At 54.6% G+C, this 19304-nt stretch carries 14 protein-coding genes; 7 read left to right on the top strand and 7 right to left on the bottom strand.

Features of this window, described 5'->3' with window-relative positions; translation table 11 throughout:
• Positions 1–534: 534 nt before the first annotated feature.
• From AXG89_RS02450 to AXG89_RS42945, 7 genes are all read left to right on the top strand, one after another.
• A complete protein-coding gene (locus AXG89_RS02450; protein ID WP_062167593.1) occupies positions 535–1329 on the top strand; it encodes an ABC transporter permease in 795 nt (264 codons plus the stop codon).
• Between the two features lie 196 nt (positions 1330–1525).
• Positions 1526–2566, top strand: a complete 1041-nt coding sequence (gene gmd / locus AXG89_RS02445; RefSeq protein WP_062167591.1) for a GDP-mannose 4,6-dehydratase — start codon at positions 1526–1528, stop codon at positions 2564–2566.
• A gap of 268 nt (positions 2567–2834) precedes the next feature.
• Positions 2835–4058 carry an ABC transporter ATP-binding protein gene (locus AXG89_RS02440; RefSeq protein ID WP_062167589.1) on the top strand — a complete coding sequence of 408 codons (1224 nt, stop codon included), beginning with the start codon at positions 2835–2837 and terminating at the stop codon, positions 4056–4058.
• Between the two features lie 25 nt (positions 4059–4083).
• On the top strand, positions 4084–5577 hold the full coding sequence (locus tag AXG89_RS02435) for a class I SAM-dependent methyltransferase (RefSeq protein WP_062167587.1): 1494 nt from the start codon (positions 4084–4086) through the stop codon (positions 5575–5577).
• Positions 5578–5594: 17 nt separating this feature from the next.
• Positions 5595–8225, top strand: coding sequence for a glycosyltransferase family 4 protein (locus AXG89_RS02430; RefSeq protein WP_069638335.1), 2631 nt, complete (start codon positions 5595–5597; stop codon positions 8223–8225).
• Positions 8226–8394: 169 nt separating this feature from the next.
• Positions 8395–9390 carry a class I SAM-dependent methyltransferase gene (locus tag AXG89_RS02425; RefSeq protein ID WP_062167583.1) on the top strand — a complete coding sequence of 332 codons (996 nt, stop codon included), beginning with the start codon at positions 8395–8397 and terminating at the stop codon, positions 9388–9390.
• Between the two features lie 76 nt (positions 9391–9466).
• The gene (locus AXG89_RS42945; protein WP_236873368.1) at positions 9467–10567 is read left to right on the top strand and encodes a hypothetical protein; all 1101 of its coding nucleotides are present in this window, start codon (positions 9467–9469) and stop codon (positions 10565–10567) included.
• Between the two features lie 402 nt (positions 10568–10969).
• Here the strand turns inward: AXG89_RS42945 and AXG89_RS02415 are convergent, their stop codons facing one another.
• The 7 genes from AXG89_RS02415 to AXG89_RS02385 all read right to left on the bottom strand — a co-directional run bounded on the left by AXG89_RS02415 (position 10970) and on the right by AXG89_RS02385 (position 19271).
• Positions 10970–12286 (bottom strand): NAD(P)/FAD-dependent oxidoreductase, encoded by a 1317-nt coding sequence (locus tag AXG89_RS02415; protein WP_062167581.1) that lies wholly within the window; start codon positions 12284–12286, stop codon positions 10970–10972.
• 21 nt (positions 12287–12307) lie between these two features.
• Positions 12308–13339 (bottom strand): lysylphosphatidylglycerol synthase transmembrane domain-containing protein, encoded by a 1032-nt coding sequence (locus AXG89_RS02410; RefSeq protein WP_062167579.1) that lies wholly within the window; start codon positions 13337–13339, stop codon positions 12308–12310.
• Positions 13339–14142 (bottom strand): glucose-1-phosphate cytidylyltransferase, encoded by an 804-nt coding sequence (rfbF, locus tag AXG89_RS02405; RefSeq protein ID WP_062167577.1) that lies wholly within the window; start codon positions 14140–14142, stop codon positions 13339–13341. The genes AXG89_RS02410 and rfbF overlap by 1 nt, the downstream gene beginning before the upstream one ends.
• Before the next feature lie 15 nt (positions 14143–14157).
• Entirely contained in the window at positions 14158–15135 is a 978-nt protein-coding gene (locus AXG89_RS02400; protein WP_062167575.1) for a glycosyltransferase family 2 protein, read from the bottom strand.
• An 18-nt stretch (positions 15136–15153) separates the two neighbouring features.
• The gene (locus tag AXG89_RS02395; RefSeq protein ID WP_062167573.1) at positions 15154–16086 is read right to left on the bottom strand and encodes an NAD-dependent epimerase/dehydratase family protein; all 933 of its coding nucleotides are present in this window, start codon (positions 16084–16086) and stop codon (positions 15154–15156) included.
• A 1-nt stretch (position 16087) separates the two neighbouring features.
• Complete coding sequence (rfbG, locus tag AXG89_RS02390; RefSeq protein WP_062167571.1) at positions 16088–17182, bottom strand: CDP-glucose 4,6-dehydratase; 1095 nt, start codon at positions 17180–17182, stop codon at positions 16088–16090.
• A gap of 130 nt (positions 17183–17312) precedes the next feature.
• Positions 17313–19271, bottom strand: a complete 1959-nt coding sequence (locus tag AXG89_RS02385; RefSeq protein ID WP_162916001.1) for a hypothetical protein — start codon at positions 19269–19271, stop codon at positions 17313–17315.
• Positions 19272–19304 lie beyond the last annotated feature (33 nt).

Raw genomic sequence — 19304 nt, 5'->3', positions numbered from 1 at the left:
GGAAAGGTGAGAGGAATGAATCTGTTGCCAAGCGTGGATGGTGCGGATGGACGAACCTTAGCAGCGGAGGTTTTTTCGGCCAACAACGGTAACTTGGGACAATTGCGTCGCTGCTAAAGTTTGCGTGGACTTCGTCAATTGCTTGTGAGCCCGACCTTGCATGATAGCCGAGGCCGTCGCTGACTGACGGGCGCGCAAACTGGCGACCAGGAAAGTTGCATAAGTTACTGCAAAAAAATTAATCAGGAATTATTACTTTTCGGCTTTGTATCAGGTTGTCAGGGCGCTTTTGTTAGTGGTTGCTCGCATTTATAATCATGCGCCGTCTAATGCTGTTGGCCTCGAAGTCAAGTGGCGGGGGTGCTAACCGGCGGCAGACGGCTGATTTCGCGCTATTTGTCACGGAACCGAGGCAGCAATTGCCTTTTGCCGGAAACATCGCTGACAATGGCGGGTTTGGGGCAATCTACGAAATTTCCCACAATGACAGGCCCGCAACGCGGGCTGTCAAATATTCAACGCTGAGGACATGATTTGAGCGCATTGTTGGGTGCCCTGATCCGGTACCGCGGGTTTATTTTTAGCAGCGTCAAACGCGAATTCCAGATGCGCTACCGCACCAGCATGCTCGGTGCGCTGTGGCTGGTTTTGCAACCCTTGGCCATGATCCTGGTCTACACCGTGATCTTCGCGGAAGTCATGAAGTCAAGAATGCCGGGTGTGAACAGTACGTTCGGCTTCAGCATCTACCTGTGTGCAGGGGTGTTGACATGGGGCCTCTTTGCGGAAATCGTGTCTCGAGCGCAGAGCGTATTCATCGAGAACGCGAATGTCCTGAAAAAGCTTAGCTTCCCACGGATTGCGCTGCCGGTCATCGTCGCGCTTTCGGCGTTGATGAATTTTTTGATCATATTTTCTCTGTTTACAATCTTCCTGGTAGTGAGCGGCAACTTTCCCGGGGTAACTTTCCTCGGTCTGGTCCCATTACTGCTGGTACAGATCGTTTTTAGTGTCGGGCTCGGAATCACGGTAGGCGTTTTGAACGTCTTTTTCCGCGACGTCGGCCAGTTCATGTCGATACTCCTGCAATTCTGGTTCTGGTTCACGCCCATCGTTTATCCGTGGCATGTATTGCCGGAAAGCATCAAGCCTTACATTAAGTTCAATCCCATGGCTGACCTGATCCTGGGCTATCAGGCGATTCTCGTGAATGGTCAGTGGCCCGACTGGACGCTGGTTTGGCCGGTGCTGATCCTGGGCTTGCTGTTATGCGTACTGGGCCTTTATTTGTTTCGCCGCCACGCGGCCGACATGGTCGACGAGCTTTGATGTTGCCGGTTGGGCAAATTTGGGCGTCGAGCCCGGCCGGGACGCCTCAGCTTGAACTTCGGGCTACAGCAATAGGTTTGGAGACAGTGTTTTGGCGGATGGCGGGTTTTGTCCGTCAGATATAATTGCGGCCATTTTGTAGATTTTATTCTGTGTTTTGCGCTACTTTTGCAAAAGACAGGTCTTCCCAAAGGAGATGGAATTGACGAGCGCAGTAGTTACTGGAATCACGGGGCAGGACGGGGCATATCTCACGCAGTTGCTGCTGGACCGTGGCTATGAAGTTCATGGTACCTATCGGCGTACGAGCTCCGTCAACTTTTGGCGCATGGATGAGCTGGGTATCCTTAATCACCCGAAGCTGAATCTGATCGAGCATGATTTGACTGATTTGGGCGCGACGATCCGTTTGCTGGAGGCGGCGCAGCCGCGCGAGGTGTACAACCTTGCGGCGCAAAGCTTCGTGGGCGTGTCGTTCAACCAGCCGGCAACGACGGCTGAAATCACCGGCGTTGGCGCGTTGAACGTTCTCGAAGCCATCCGGATCGTGGATCGGTCCATCCGTTTCTACCAGGCGTCGACTTCGGAAATGTTCGGCAAGGTCCAGGCGATCCCGCAGAAGGAAGACACACCGTTCTATCCGCGTAGTCCCTACGGTGTTGCGAAGCTCTACGCGCACTGGATCACGATCAACTATCGCGAGTCCTACGATATCTTCGGTTCGAGCGGGATCCTGTTCAACCACGAGTCACCGTTGCGTGGCCGGGAGTTCGTCACCCGCAAGATTACAGATTCCGTCGCGAAGATTTCGCTTGGCAAGCTCGACGTCCTCGAACTCGGCAACATGGACGCGAAGCGCGACTGGGGCTTTGCCAAGGAATATGTCGAAGGCATGTTCCGTATGCTTCAGGCCGACCAGCCGGACACGTTCGTGCTCGCGACAAATCGTACTGAAACGGTGCGCGATTTTGTATCGATGGCGTTCAAGGCCACCGGTGTAGAAGTGGCGTGGCGTGGCGAAGGCGAGAAAGAAGAGGGTGTGGATGCTTCGAACGGCAAGGTGCTGGTCAAGGTGAACCCCAAGTTCCACCGGCCGGCCGAAGTCGAACTGTTGATTGGCGATCCGGCGAAAGCCAAGTCGGTGCTCGGCTGGGAACCCAAGACGACGCTCGAACAGCTCTGCAAGATGATGGTCGAGGAAGATCTGCGTCGCAACAAGACCGGGTTTTCGTTCTGAGCGAAACCGCAGGCCGGTGCGTTACCGGCGTTGAGCGGTTTTCGGAAAGCGCGCAAGGCTGCAAAGCCTTGCGCGCTGTTGGCTGTTTAATGCGCAGACATTCGCGTAATGCAATGAAACGCAATACAAACGGCCACGCGTGGCGGTTTCTTGCAAGCGCGTTGGGTTTCGGTTTCGTGAGTCCGTTGCGCGTCTGGTACCGGCCACAATAGTCTATGGCTGTCGGTCGTGTACCCTCACGGTTCAAACCGTAAAAGTGGATCGGAACATGGGCAGTATCTCGGTACAAAACGTTGGTAAGGCATACAAGCAATATCCCTCGCGCTTCGGACGACTGCTGGAGTGGCTGTCGCCGGTGCCGATTGTCCGCCACGACCTGAAGTGGGTGCTGAAGGACATTGATTTTGTAATCAAGCAGGGCGAGTCGCTGGGTATCGTCGGGATCAATGGCGCGGGTAAAAGTACGCTGCTCAAGATGATCACCGGCACGACGCAGCCAACAACCGGCCGCATCACGATCACCGGACGTGTCGCTGCCATGCTTGAGCTGGGCATGGGTTTTCATCCGGATTTCACCGGTCGCCAGAACGCTTTCATGGCGGGGCAACTGCTCGGTTATTCCGTCGATGAAATTGCGCAGAACATGAGCAGGATCGAAGAGTTCGCCGAAATTGGCGATGCCATCGATCAGCCCGTGCGTGTCTACTCAAGCGGCATGCAGATGCGCCTTGCCTTCAGCGTTGCGACTTTTCATCGGCCGGATATCCTGATCATCGACGAAGCGCTTTCAGTCGGCGACGCCTACTTCCAGCACAAAAGTTTCGACCGGATCCGCACTTTCCGCGAGCAAGGAACCACGCTGCTGATCGTGTCGCATGACAAGACGGCGATTCAGGCAATCTGTGACCGGGCTATCTTGCTGAATGCGGGACGGCTTGAACTGGAAGGTTCGCCGGAAGCCATTTTCGATTACTACAACGCGCTGCTTGCCGACAAGGAAGCAGCAAACGTCGTTCAGACAAAGAGCGAAGACGGCACGACGCAGACAAAGTCGGGCTCGGGCGAGGCTGTTATCGACAGTATTCGGCTGGTTGATGCGGATGGCAGATCGAACGAACTCATCGATGTAGGCAGCGAGGTGACGCTTGAGGTCGACGTCGCGGTGAAGTCGGATATTTCCGAGCTGGTTCTGGGTTATATGATCAAGGACCGCGTCGGACAGCCTATATTTGGTACCAACACATATCACCTGGAACGTTCGAGCAAGGCGCTCAAATCGGGTGATCGGCTTTCCTACCGCTTTACGTTCCCGGCGAACCTTGGCGAAGGCAGCTATTCAATCGCGCTGGCGCTGCATGCTGGTGACTCGCACGTGGTCAAGAACTACGAATGGCGCGATTTTGCCGTGGTATTCCAGGTACTGAACATGTCAAAGAAGAAGTTCGTGGGATGCGCGTGGATCGAGCCTGAATTGAGCGTCGAAAATCACTAACGTATAACGAGGCGCAGCGCTGCATATGGTATCGGATGATTTTTATCGGGCCCTCGAGGATCGTTTTCGAGGTAGTCGTGAGTTGATCAAGTCTCGGCAGAGCGTGTATTTGCCGCTCGTCGAAGCGCTGGCCAACCGCGTGCAAAAGAAGGTGCTGGACGTAGGATGCGGCCGCGCTGAATGGCTTGAATTGTTGGGCGAGCGTGGCGTTCCGGCGGAAGGTCTTGATCTCAATGAAGACTTTGTCGCGGAAGGAAAGCGGGCCGGCCTTGCCGTATTCAGCGCCGATGCAATGCAGTACCTCGCTCAGCAACCTGACCAGTCCTACGGATTGATCAGCGCGTTCCACGTGGTCGAGCATCTTGGCTTTGAGAATCTGCTGTTGTTTCTGCGGGAAGCATATCGAGTCGTGGACGACGGTGGTGCGATCCTGCTAGAGACTCCGAATCCGGCAAACCTGGTGGTTGGAGCGTGCAACTTTTATCTCGACCCGACTCATGAGCGACCCATCCCTTCGATACTGCTGAGTTTTGCGGCGGAGTTTTCGGGTTTTGAGCGCGTTGTTATCGTGCCCGTCAATCGTGGTTTTCTGCAGAATAATCTTGAGTTGATGCCCACGGAATTGTCGGGCGCGAGTGTCATCAACAAGGTGGTGTCATCGCTTGATCAGAATTTCATGCAGGCGCCGGATTACGCGATCATTGCGTTCAAGAAGGCAGGCAATGAGCTGGTCGAGGTTGCCGACTCACTTGTGAGCGACTCGCCGTTGCCTGTTTCGGCGAAGGAGACTGAAGACGTGAACGCATTGTTAGAGCGGGTGGTTGAGGCGGAGGCGGAACGCGCGGCTTTGCGCGCCGAGGCTGCCAGCGCGCATGCGCAGTTGCATGACGCCGTGGCCCGAACGGACGACACTCAGTTGCGGCTGGGTGAGGCGCAAGGGCAGTTAAGCGAGGCACAGGGGCAGTTGAGCGAGGCACTAGGACGTCTGCAGTTCCTGCAAGCGCGTTTGGCGGACGCGCGGGAGCGCGCAGATGCTGCTGAGATAAGAGCGAACAATTCCGCGCAGTTGCAGCGGGCCCAGGAACTTGAGGCTCAGCTTCATGCTACCTACGCGCGGGCGGCTGCGGCGGAAGATCTTGCGCATCGATCGCAGCAGCACGTGATTGCGCTGCTAAGCAGCAGTAGCTGGCGGTTGTCGGCGCCGGTAAGGGCCGTCGGAACCGTGATGCGCAAGTTCCGCGGTTCCCCTCGCGCGGTGAATGGTACTGTGAAGCTAGTAATGCTCCATGCGGTAGCCTACGTACAATGCCGTCCTGTGCTGAAGCAGCGTGTCGCCAATTTGCTCGCAAGGTTTCCACGCGCGCGCGCCTTTGTTGCCCGGTACGTCGGATTTGCGACAGCCCAAAATGTCGTTGCTGGCGCACCACTTGCGCCAGTCGAATCAACGGAAGGGCTAACGACGCGCGGACGCGCGATCTACGCGGATTTGGTGGAAGCCAAAAGCGCCAACACAAAATAAAATATCCTGGTACTGCAATGCGTATTGTTTTAGATCTTCAGGGATGCCAATCGGTTAGCCGTCTGCGCGGTATCGGCCGATACAGCCTCGCGCTGGCCAAGGCGATAGTCAGGAACGCGGGGAATCACGAGGTCTGGATTGCCTTGAACGATCTCTTTCCTGGGACAGTGGAAGGTATTCGTGCTTCGTTTGAAGGGCTGTTGCCCGACGATCGTATTGTCGTTTATTCCCTTCCGCGTTTTTCTGTTTATCAGGGCGACAGCGACTGGCGGAACGTGGCAGCCGTATTTATCCGCGAGCATGCCATTGCAGAACTTGAGCCGGACCTTGTGCATATCAGCAGCTTGTTTGAAGGATATGTGGACGAATCAATTTCGTCGGTCAAGGCCTTTGATCAGGATACGTTGGTCGCCGTTACACTCTACGACCTCATACCGTTCCTCAATCCGGAAAAATACCTTACTGATGTTGGCTTCAAAAAGCATTATTACAGCAAGATCGAAGCGTTAAAACGCGCGGATGTATTGCTTGCCATCTCCGGATATTGCGGTGAAGAGGCTGTACGCGAACTTGGCATTGCACAGGAACGCATCGCTAACATTTCTTCCGCGGTATCGGAAAACTTTGTCATTCATGCGTTGACTGACGTCGAGCGTCGCGCGCTTCACGGGCGATACGGAATCACGCGCCCGTTTGTGATGACAACCGGGATTGTCGAGCCGAGAAAGAATCTTGAGGGTTTGATTGTCGCTTACGCAAAATTGCCATCGAAGTTGCGCAAACAGCATCAACTTTTCATGGTTTGTCAGGCGACGGAAATCAACCGGACAAAGCTATTTGATCTCGCAGCCGAAAACGGGCTTGCCCAAGACGATCTGGTGTTGTCGGGATACGTGAATGACGCCGATCTTGTTGCGCTGTACCAATCGTGCGAGCTGTTCGTGTTTCCGTCGCTCCACGAGGGTTTCGGCTTGCCCGCACTTGAGGCGATGGCGTGCGGCGCCGCTGTCATCGGCTCTGCAGCTACGAGCATTCCGGAAGTGATCGGCCGCGCCGACGCGATGTTTAATCCGCTCGATCTGAAGCAGATGGCCGATATGATGCAGCGCGGCTTGAGTGATAACGAGTATCGGCAATCGTTGCTGGCAAATGCTGCTGTACAGGTGCCGAAGTTCTCTTGGGATGCGACCGGACGGCGCGCTTTGGATGCGTTCGAGAAGGCGATGGCCGCTCACGGTCGTCGTGATAGACCAAACGGCATTGATGCTGCCTTGGCGTTGCCCACGGCGCCCGATGCAATAGTGGATTCCCAATTTAACGCACTTTCATCTGCTGAATCGCGCTACCGTAGGCTGGTTAAAGCGCTGACAACACTGAATCATCCTGTGTCGGACGCTGATTTGATTGCTAGTGCGGATGTGATCGCGTCCAACCAGCGGACTGGACGCATGCCTCAGTTGCTGGTCGACGTGTCTGTGCTTTGCGAAATAGATGCAAAGTCGGGCATCCAGCGTGTGACCCGTGCAATCGCCCGCAAACTGCTCGAGCTCCCGCCGTCGGGTTGGGAAGTGCGACTGGTGCGGCTTGATCGCAGCGTGATGGTTTACCGCTATGCGAACAAGTTCATGCACGAGTTCAACCTCGGTCCTCGCGGTGTGAGCGATGAGGACGACTGGGTCGACAGCGCTCAAGGTGACGTGTTTTTGGGTCTCGATCTCGTCGCCGACTGTGTTCCGGCCGCGGAAGGCTGGTTTGCGGCTCAGAGACGTCGCGGGATAAAGGTCTATTTCATCGTGTACGACCTTCTGCCGGTGGCTCAGCCGGAGTGGTTCCCAGGGTTCATCGCCGCTGTATTTCCACCTTGGCTTACCACGTTGTCCACTGTCGCGGATGGGCTCATTTGTATCTCGCGGGCAGTAGCTGATGATCTGCGTGCCTGGCTCGACGCCAACGGGTCAGAACGTCTGCGTGATCTCAAGCTCGGCTATTTTCACCTTGGTGCGGACATCGAAAATAGTCAACCTTCAATAGGGTTGCCTGACAATTCTGCGGAGGTACTGACGGCGCTGCGCTCGAGGCCAACATTTGTCATGGTTGGCACGGTCGAACCAAGAAAGGGTCATCTGCAGGCGTTCGCCGCGTTTGAACAATTGTGGACAGAGAATGTCGACGTGAACCTGGTTATCGTGGGTAAAGCCGGATGGGGCGTGGATGACTTAGTCAAGCGACTTGAGGCGCATGTCGACCAGAATGAGCGATTCTTTTGGCTTCAGGGCATTAGCGACGAGTATCTAGAAAAAATCTACGAAGTTTCGTCTTGTCTGCTCGCGGCGTCATTGGGTGAAGGGTTTGGCTTACCGTTGATTGAGGCGGCGCAAAAAGGGCTGCCAATCATCGCACGGGATATTCCAGTGTTCCGTGAGGTTGCAGGCGATCACGTGTTTTTCTTCACGGGCACCCATGCGAATGATTTGGCTAGCGCCATCAAAGCGTGGGTGGTGCTGCAGAAGGAAGGTCGCGAACCTGCGTCAACCGGGATGCCGTGGATGACTTGGCAGGAGAGTACTGAACAGCTTGAACGGGTGATGTTCGAGGCTGAATGGTATGGACGATGGATCAATTCCCTGCCTGCCGCGGCCAAGCCCTGATGCGGCGGGCGGCGCATATTGGCGCGGCAGCATCGTTCGCCCGATGATGTCGAATTTATAGCAACTTCTTTACATAACCGGAGAAACGTTTAACCTGCAACTTTCGTTCTGAAGTGTCGATTGCAAACCCGTGTAGCTGCCAGTCATACAACCGATCAGAGGAATTACGATGTTCCTGCGGAAACGAACTGCTGCTGTTGAGATTGTCGAGAACCAGAAGGAAGTTGCACCTGAAACAAGCGACGCCGATGTCGGCAGGCCGAAGTACACATTGGAATCATTTCCTCTTCGTCCGCCGCTGCCCTTGCCCGAGGGGGTTTCGAGGCAGGAATTATTCGATTGGCTCAAGTCAGTGCGAGTATCAGATGCACCTGAATCGATCTCAAGTTATTGCATTCAAGACTTCGAGCGGTTTGTGCAGACATTTGGTCTCGTGCAGCGCACGACTCAAGATGTGAAGGGGCCGCTTACCGGTTTGGAGTTAGGTGGGAACCCTTACTTCACCACAATGCTGTTGAGGAATTTCACGTCAGTTGATTGGCGACTCGGCAATTATTTTGGAGATCAAATACCAAAGGGCGAGGCGTCACAAACGGTTTATTTAAGTGAGTTCCGGAACGCGAAGAATAAAACACAGGTCGATCTTGCGTATTCTCATTTTAACATTGAAGAAGACGTCTTTCCGTTTGAAACCGAATCGCTCGACATCGTCCTTTTTTGTGAAATTATCGAACATCTGCTGAATGATCCTTGTCGAGTATTAAGGGAAATTAAGCGTGTCCTGAAGAATGATGGAACGCTCGTTCTAACAACGCCAAACGTAAATCGGATTGAAAACGTCGCGCGCATGGTTGTCGGAACAAATATGTATGACCCGTATAGCGGATTCGGGCCGTATGGAAGACATAATCGGGAGTACAACAAACACGAGCTATACCTTTTATTGACGTATCTAGGCTTTACTATCGATGAAATGTTCAGCGCCGACGTTCACGATAATATGACCGCTCTTTATCTTGATCCTGATAAATTTGGGCATCTTATCGAATATAGAAAACACGACCTTGGGCAATATCTATTTGTTCGCGCCCGAAAGACCAGTGAGGATAAAGGTAAGAAGCCGGCATGGCTGTATCGATCGTACGAACCAGCGGAACTTGAATAACCACTCTTGACAGGAGTTCCACAGATGTCAATTTTTGGGTATTCCCACTGCAGTCAAAGTGATACGCGGGAGAGCCATGTCGATCAAGAACTACACGCCGTTTAGACAGTTTGCATCCGCTTATTCTGCAATTCTGACAATTAATCAGGCAATCATCAAATTGCCTGGGCTACAACGAGAAGCGTTGCACGACGCGATGCGTGGTTCCGAGCAGGCCTTGGTTGGAATAAAGGAGGCATTGTCATCCGACGGAGCCGAGTATGAAGTAACGGCGCTCCGAGCCAGGATTGAGGCGTTAGAAAATACTTTTGATGAACGGGTCGCTAAGGCGATCAGAGACCACATCTTCCTTCCCACTACGTCGCATTGGTCGCGCGATAAGCCGTTTATGCCTTTTTCCAGTTGCAGTGCTGCAGACTTCCTTCATCCAAGATATTCGGATCTTTGTGCAGTGCTTGATCACCCCCTCATGTTTCACCGGAAGCTCTGGGAATGGATTTTTGTCCTTCATCATTTAGAGCAGGCGGGGATGTTGCAGGAAGGAAAACGAGGGGTAGGCTTCGGCGTTGGCAAGGAGCGGTTGCCCGCGGCGTTCGCAAGCCGTGGTGCGAGCGTGTTGGCGACGGACGCGCCGCCCTATATTGGCGTCTCCAGCGGGTGGACTAAGACCGGTCAGCATAGCGACAATCTTGCGGAGCTTAAATATCCAAGCATCGTGCCAGAAGCGGATTTTGACGCGCGTGTCTCACATCGGTTTTGCGACATGAACGCGATCGACGATGACATTGCCGGATTCGATTTTACTTGGTCATGCTGTTGTCTGGAACATCTTGGATCGCTTGAGGCAGGGATTCAATTCATACTCAACAGCGTCGAAAAGACGTTGGCGGGCGGCGGTGTCGCAGTCCACACCACCGAACTAAATCTTTCATCAACCGACGACACGATCGAAAGCGGTCATACTGTGCTTTATAGGCATCGGGATTTGATCGACGTAGTTTCGCGTCTTCGAGCTTTGGGGCACGACGTCAAGCCTTTCATCATTGCGCCGGACTCCCACGTGCTGGACTTTCACGTTGATCTTCCTCCCTATGCTAGCTCGCCGCACTTGAAAATGCGCTTCGATAACTATGTCACGACTTCTGCAGGAATCGTAGTGAGGAAGTCCCCGCACTGAGGCTGGAGGCGAGAACATTTTTTTGATTTGGCATTCAATTGCGTAGGAGTTCGAGTGAATAGTAGGCATTGCAAAAGTTCGAAATGCAACGGCCACTTGGTAACAAAATGTCTAAGGTGTGTCGTTAATTTACTTTTGAAAAACGTACTACTAGCCCGTGGCCCGGCAGCTTAATCCAGGCCATAGGTGACTCGACTATCTAATTAACCTTTGGCCTGTATTTTTGATTGTCGTATAGGTCAAGTGCTACTAGCATTGACCTTCGATATGTTTGGTAAGGTACTGTGTTTTTTCGCCTTCGGTCTTTTATGCGCTCGAGTAGGAATAAATGTAAATTCCCGGCGAGCGCGCTTCAAATTATTTTCACTAGCTTGATGCAACCCGCAGGGCAGCGCGTTGCCATTAAAGGCGCGCGTTAATCTCGATCGCCACGTCCTTTCCTTCGCGAATTGCGTAATTGGTCCCGCGATCTTCCGGATAGATTTGCGCCATTGTTGCAATGGTCGCGTTCGCGAACGGCGTCTCGCGCTTCGGAACATATTTCGAGTAGTCGCGCTCAGTCACTGGTTGCGCATATTCCGCACGCCACACCCTGAACTCCTTCACCCAAGTCTCATTGAACTCCGGGAACATGCGCTGCAAGTGCTCGATGGCGAAGTCGAGATATTCCTTATCGCCAAATGACCAGACGGGGTCCTGTGTCGCCAGATAGCGCGAAATGAACACGATATGCTTTCCGTCGTAATTCTCGGGCGGATCGAAATTTGTGTGCTCGATCACGCCAACAAACGGGAAACCTGGGTCATTCACATTCAGCCAGTATGTGTCCGAGAGACTGCGGTCCATCTGCAGCACGAGGCACATGTTGCCGAGATAATTCACGCGGCGCAGAGCCGTCAACCACTTCTCGTCTGCGGCACCATCAAACATTTTCGCTATGATAGCGAACGATGGCGTCAGCAAGAATTCACGAGCGGCGAGCGAACCATCGCTTGTATTCAGCGCAACCACTCGACCCCCTTCACTCTGCACGCTGGTCACTTCGACACCATAGCGAATCTCTCCACCAAGCTTGACGATTTCATCGGCGATGCCTTGCGCGAGCCGTCCAAAACCACCTTTAAAATATGCCAGTTGCTCACCACCTTGCTTATCGCGGGTGCTACCCCGAAGCACGAGCTTCTTCCAGAACCACACGGCGTTGACGGCGTCAGCAAAGATGGAAAACTTGGATTCGATGAGCGGTTCCCACACAATTCGGAAAACGTTCTTGCCGCATAATGGTTCCAGCCACTCGCGGATCGAAAGGTGTTCAATGGTTTTCCAGTCCTTGATCTGACGCACCTTGAATACAAGCAGGCCTAGACGAATACGGTCGAGAAGGGATAGCGGTGAGAACTTCAGCAAGTCGAACGGCGTGGACAGCCGCCACAACTTGCCGTTGAAATACATACCCGTGCGTGATGGCAGCGTGACAATCTGATCTTCCAGACCTAACTCCCGCGCGAGTTGTGGTACGTACACGTCATTGTTGAACCAATGGTGGTAGAACTTTTCGATCGTAACGCCGCTTTTGAATTCGAACGTACCGGCGAGGCCGCCGGGCGCATCGTCCTTTTCGATAATTAAAACCTTGCGTCCGGCACGAGCCAGTTCCAGTCCCGCTGTCAAACCGGTAAAGCCCGCGCCGACGATGACCACATCGTGTTGATTGCTCATTTGCACTTTAATCCAGAAAATTTATTTAGCGTCGGGAAGGGCGCTAGCACGGCCCTTGAAGAGGGCGGGTTTGGCGAGGATCGCAATTCCTCCAGCCAGCGTAGTTGGAAGCCATAGCCCCAGATGCGCCAGCACCGCAAAGCTGGCCGCCTGGGCCGCAGTTCCGCCCAGCATGACCGCAGCGGAATATGCCGCGAGGTGGAACGGTCCTACATAGCCGGGAGACGAAGGCACGAGCGTGGACAGAGTCGCCACCGCCATGATAGTTAGGGCGGCCGGGAAGCCAGAATCAATGTTGAGGCCTTGCAGCACGGCCCAGAACAGGCCGGTCTCGCCGATCCATATGACCATCGACAGCAATACGAGTGTCAGCAGCGTGCGCGGCCGCGACATTTCACCAATGTCCCGCGTCAGTTGAGCGATCACAGCAAACACGTTCGCGAGCTTCGCGACGTTACGTTGTAGCAAACCGTTTTCGATATAGACGAGCAGTCGCACGATCGGCCGATGCAACGTGACGATCAGCACTAGCGCAATCACGCCCACCACGGCCAGCGCGGTTACCGAGCGGCCGAGCCATTCCGGCATCTTTGCAACGGGACTCAAAGACAGACCGATGCCAAGGCTCAGCAACAACGTCAGCATGTCGACCAGTCGTTCCAGGAGAAGGCTGGCGGTAGCCGTGACGCGGCGTACGCCGATCGCGGATGGGAAAACCAGCGCCCGAACCAGATCGCCGGCCCGAAAAGGCAGCACGTTGTTTAGCGTGATCGAACCGAGAAATGGCGCTGCGCAATCCCAACCAGACACGGTTGCCCCGCCAGCGCGCAACATGACGGCCCAGCGTTGAATCCGCATGGCGTAGTCGATAGCAAGCGACGCAAGGCCGAGTGCAACAAAATGCCATTTAAAGTTTTCAAGCGCCAGTTTTAGCTGCTCGAAATCGACCTTGCGAAAAACCAGCACCAGGCATACGACAGAAATACCGACTCCGAGGATCTGACGAACGGGCAGTTTTCTTTTCGGACGGGTTTCAGTCAGTTGATCATTCATTACGAGTTAGTTCCCGTCGCGCCGGGAGTGGTGTTCCAGACCGCCCAAGGTGCAGCTCCACTTTCCCACAAAGCTTCGAGTTGCCGTTTGTCTCGCAGTGTGTCGCAGGGTTGCCAGAAGCCATGGTGCTGATATGCAGCGAGCTGACCGTCACGCGCCAAATCGCGAAGGGGCGCGAGTTCCCAAGATGTCGTATCGTCTTCGATGTAATCGATTGCCTTTGGCTCGAGGACGAAAAATCCACCATTGATCCAGCCGATTTCGTCTGTGGGTTTTTCTTCAAAACTCGTCACTTCAGCGTTCGCCGCAATGTTGAGCACGCCGAAGCGCCCCGGCGGCTGGGTAGCCGCGACAGTTGCAAGTTTGCCGTTCTGGCGGTGGAACTCGATTTCTGCTCGAACGTCAATGTTTGACAAACCGTCGCCATAAGTCAGACAAAATGTCTCACTGCCGAGGTACGGTGCTATACGCTTAAGCCGGCCACCAGTCATTGTCTCAGGACCGGTATCAATCAATGTCACGTTCCAAGGCTCCGACTGGGAGTTTAGAACCCTGTGAGCACCGGTCGCCAGATTGATCTCAAGGTCCGCCGTATGGCGGTAATAGTTAAAGAAGAATTCCTTGATGACGTAGCCCTTGTAGCCTAGGCAAATCACGAAGTCGTTGATGCCGTAGTGGCTGTAGGTTTTCATGATGTGCCACAGCAACGGGCGGCCGCCAATTTCCACCATGGGCTTGGGCTTGCTGTCGGACTCTTCGGCGATCCGGGTCCCCAGTCCACCAGCCAAAATTACCGCTTTCATATGCGCACCTTATGTTCAGAGTTTGAGTTCGTTCGCGGGAATGTTCAGCGCCTGTTCCACGATAGCAGTGGGTTCTGCGCGCAAGAGTATGTAGATGCGCTGCAGGTATTCGCCCAAGATTCCTAACAAGAGCGACTGGAAGCCGATCCCGAAGAGAACAAGAATATGAATGCTTGCCAAGCCGCGCGGGAGCCCGGGCTGAAACAACCGCAATCCAATGTAGTAAAGCGCGCCGAGCACGCTTAACGCAAGCAAGAATAGGCCGGAGTACGTCGCCACGCGAAGCGGTACTACGGAGTGATTGAACACGCCTGTCATGCCAAGGCGAACGAGTTGTGCCAACCCGAATTTGCTGGATCCCGCAACACGCGCAGCTCGTTCGTACGGCACGCCGATCTGCTTGAAACCGAGTCCGGCGATCAAACCGCGCAAATACGGACTGGTCGATCGGAACTTTTGGACGGAGTCGATGACCTTGCGATCGACGAGCCGGAAATCCCCCGCGTCGCGGGGAATTGGGTGCTCGCTGATCTTGTCGATTACCCAGTAACCAAACTTACGAAACGAGTTGATAAACAGACCTTCAGGACGCTTGGCTCGTACGCCGTAGACAACGTGATTGCCCTGCAGCCAAAGGTCGAAAAATTGCTCGAGCAATTCCGGGGGATCCTGCAAGTCGGCGTCGATCTGTAGCACCGCATCGCCACGTGTGTGCATATAGTTAGCAAGGATGGAGCGTTGGAAGCCTACGTTCTTCGAGAAGCGTATTGCGCGCACGCGTGGATCAGACTTGGCGAGGTTGCACAACATGTCCCAGGTCCGGTCATCCGAATGGTTGTCCGAGAAAACAAATTCGAAGTCGCATTTTCCCGCCATCGTCTTCGAGAGACTATCGAGACGGGCATACAGCGCATCCAGATTGTCGGCCTCGTTCAGGACGGGGATGGCTATTGAAATGAGTGGGCGACGCCCTATGGTCGTGTCAATGTGCATGAACTCGTCGATCTATCGTTAGTCTCGTGATTTCAGGCGCGACAGTTCTGCCAGCGCCTTGCTGACTCCGGCAGCAAGCGTCGTGTACGTATGCCAGCCGCATGCATTGCGTAGTCGTGACGGCGATCCGACGACATAAGGCAGGTCATCCGGACGAAAAGGCAGCGCCCCGAATTGTAGCAATGCCGGATCGACCTTCATGGCGTGGGCGACTGCTCGCGCAAAATCGCTCACCGAACGGCCGACGCCAGTGGCAACGTTGTATGCGCCTGTCGCCATCTTTCCTTCTGCCAAGGCATTCAGCGCGGCAGTCAGACCAACGCAGACATCTTCGACGTAAACAAAATCCCTGACTTGCGTTCCAGGCGAAAGCTTGACTTCACGTCCGCCGCTTAAATCCCGCACTAGGGATGGCAATAGCCGGTGAGGTGCCTCACCCGGACCGTAGACATTGAAAAGCCGCATCACGCCAACTGGAATATTTGCTGCTGCTCCGTTGGCCAGCGCGAGAATGCCACCCGCTGCCTTTGACGCGCCGTACAACTTGCTGGTTTCCAGCGGATCGTCCTCGTCGAGCACCTCTGGACGTCGAGGCAAGCGATATTCCGCGCTGCTTCCCGCAAGCACAATCGCGCTCGCGCCAACTTTTGCGGCAAGCGATACCATCTGCGGTGCAAGAAACGCATTCACGCGGAAGATTGCGGAAGAGTCCCGATCTGCGGGGGTCACACCCGCAGCTGCAAGATGGATGACGCCGTCGAAACTGGAGCCTGCAAGCGCAGCCTCGATCTTCTCGACTACCAGCGTCTCGACTAGACGATTTTCGACGCCCGAAACCAGACACGGCGAGCGCCCAACGCAAGTCACACGCACATTCGCAGCAACGAGCGAGCGTGCCAGACGTGTGCCAATGAATCCGGATGCGCCAGTCAGGAGGACGTTCGACAGCACGTTAGTTACCTGTGGCGGCGAGATCCGCACGCCAGGTTTGAAGCTGCTTCAGCGAGATGTTCTTCGCCCCGGTCGGATCTGCGTAGTAGTCGCGATACCATTTGGCGGTTTCCGAAACGACACGACGCGTGTCCCACGGTGGCGTCCAGCCGAGGTGATTGCGGGCGAGGGAGCTGTCGAGTGCGAGTGCACCGGCTTCCGGAAGCGGTGCTTCCATGTAGTCGAGGTCAGGGCGCTGCCAATTCGCCGACAGGTCGTCCAGCACTTCACGTACGCTGACATTTCGTGGATCCTGCGGGCCGAGATTCCAGGCGCGTGCGTATTTCGCAGGCTCGTTCAGCAGGCCTGCTATGAGCATCAAGTAGCCTTGCACAAGCGCGAGAACGTGTTGCCATGGGCGGGTTGCATCTGGATAACGCAAGGTCATTTGCTTTCTCTCAACGACAGCGCGTACGAAGTCGGGGACCAGCCGGTCTTCCGACCAGTCACCGCCGCCTATGATGTTGCCGCCCCGAGCCGTCGCGATGGCAACGCCGGTACCGTCGGTCTTGCCGAACGAAGAGCGATAACTATCAATGATCATTTCCGCTGCCGCTTTCGAAGCGCTGTATGGATCCTTGCCCCCGAGCGGATCATTCTCGCGGTACGGCCATGCCCACTCGTTGTTCTTGTACACCTTGTCTGTCGTAATGCAAACTGCCGCCCTGACAGACCGCGTCAGGCGTGCAGCCTCCAGCACATGAGCCGTGCCTATTGCATTCACGGCGAAGGTACTCACGGGTTCACGATAGGAGCGCCGCACGAGGGGCTGCGCGGCGAGGTGTAGCACGGCGTCCGGCTTGAAGCGGTCGAACTGGTCTTTAAGCGCGACGTAGTCGCATATATCGGCGATGGTCGAGTCAATCGCACCTCCGATACCCATCTCGTCAAAAAGCGCTGGAGTCTGATCGGGCGCTAGCGAGTATCCCGCAACTTCGGCGCCGATTTGCGAGAGCCACAGACTAGCCCAGCTTCCGGTGAACCCGGTATGACCAGTTACCAGGATGCGTTTTCCCTTCAGGGTTTGTTCGAAATCGAATAAGGAACTTGTTTTCATACAATGCCTTTAGATAAGCATCGTGCCGGCTCGTGGCACTTACAATCCCCAATTGTATTCGAACAACCGGGGGTATCTGAGTGGTGCCGTATCTGCACGGCAGTCGATGTGTTCATTTGCACGTTCATATTCAACGAAAGCGTATGGCTTTGACAGACAGGCCAAGGGGACGGTCGTCCGTGCTCATACCAACCTCTTTGGGCGAGATGGCGTCAGGCAGCGAAAATCTAAGCGATAGCCAGCCGCTGTTGCTGTGCGTTAGGGGCAATGTGATTGTCTGTACCTCGCCTGCGCTCTTAAACGTGGCCGCCTGAGTTGTAGTCGAAGCGTTCGAAGATACCGTCATGTGTTGTTGGCGACTACCTGAGACGAAAGCGCTCGTCACAACTTCAACTCGGGTCGGCTTAAACGCGTCCGACGGCGGCAACTCGCATTTGAACGAAGCGTCGCGACCCTCCGTCCAGGTACCGCTTTCCTCCATGGCGCTGAAGCCACTCAACATTAAAGGGCTTACGGAGCCGGGCTTTGTGAAGTCGAAGTCGCTTCGGCAAAAGGCAGCTGCGCGTTCGGTCTTGCGATGACAAGCTGCGTCGATGGCAACAAGGTCCGCGGTGGACCACGGCAGACGGCATGCTTTGTCGTCGTAAGTTGCATCGTCTTTCGTGGTTACAACTGCATAGAGATTACTGTAGTCCGAGGGGCCCCTATTGGCCAGAATGTGCATCACCATTTGATTACGTGGCGCCTTGAAAACTGCGATTGTGTACATGTAGTCGAGCATGGGCCGATTCGTCGGCAGATGTACTGCAATCGTCGGCAGAGGCGAAACTTGCTTTGCCGAGAGTGCTGCGATCTCACGAGTCTGCACCTCCAGCTTATGCAGTTCTGCGACCGTCAGCTCGGGATGTCTAGGGACTGGCGAAAAAAATGCCAGCGCGATTATTACGCCAGGAAGCACGATTTCCGCTGCAGCAAGCCGACGATTGGCGAGCCATTTGAATGGTTGAGTCGATAACGAGAAGCGCGCGACGAGATGAAGAGCGACTTGAATCAGAAGTATGGTGGCGAGCGCAACCCCGTACTTCTTGCAGGCGTACTCCGATCCTTGACCAAAGTGCAGAGCAATGCACTGAAGCATAAACAAGAGGCTTGCGCTCAATCCAAACGAGCCAAAGTATTTGAGTGGAAGGATGTCGCGGCGAATCGCTGTCGGTGCCGCCTGCCAGCCAAGCAGCAATAAAACCGACGATATAACCACGACGACTGCCAAGATAACCAGGGACGTGAGCGAGCTGAACCGGTGCACCGTCAAGTCGCCGTTGTTCTCGCTGATCATCCGCATTGCACTAAATGTCGGATGTACGACTACTGCTACCGCGGTTCCGACAAGGGCAATCCCGGAAACGGCTGCGTAAATATAAAACCTTTTGCGAATCGCTGGTCGCTTGTCTCTCCAAACCTCGATCAGATCGGATAGCACAAGAACACCCATGCAAATGAGCAACTCAAGTGCGGGCAATAAATGTGCACTTTCGATTACTAGGATGGCAACGATCAGAAAGGCGTAGCGAATCCACACCGGAACTCTTGCCCGGTCAAGCAACAAGGCCACTGCCAGCGCGCAAATCATTGCTGCTTGCGCAAAGAGCTGCGAAAAGAAGTAGTTGTTGACCAGTTCGCTGCCGAAGATATCCAGTTTTAACACGAGCCGGTTCGCGATCAACAGTACCGCGAACAAAAGTAACGCGCGAATGCGGACTTGACCACCAAACGATGAGAGCATGGTGCACATGCCCACCCATGCTGCGATCATGGAGCCTACAGCGGCAAGCTGCATGCCCATGATCGGCGATCCGAACAATGCCCCTAACGATGCCGCGATGCGGTGTGAAAGACGCGGATAAAAGGTCATTTCCCCGAGACTGGCATCCGGGACAACGACGGTTCCCGAGTCGAATAATCGGGTAATGAGCGCGTAATGGTGGGCAAGGTCGACGCTCTGCGACCATATCTGATTTGAGGTCCACAAATACAGCGAGATACAGATTAAAAACGCAAACGCCAACCGCCCCAATGCTATCTTGCTCAAAACCCGCTCCTTGATTCTGCTTTTAACCGAAAA

This window comes from Burkholderia sp. PAMC 26561 (genome assembly GCF_001557535.2).
GTDB lineage: Bacteria > Pseudomonadota > Gammaproteobacteria > Burkholderiales > Burkholderiaceae > Caballeronia.
Note: the sequence above shows the minus strand (reverse complement) of the source record. Positions and strands in the feature narration are given on the sequence as shown.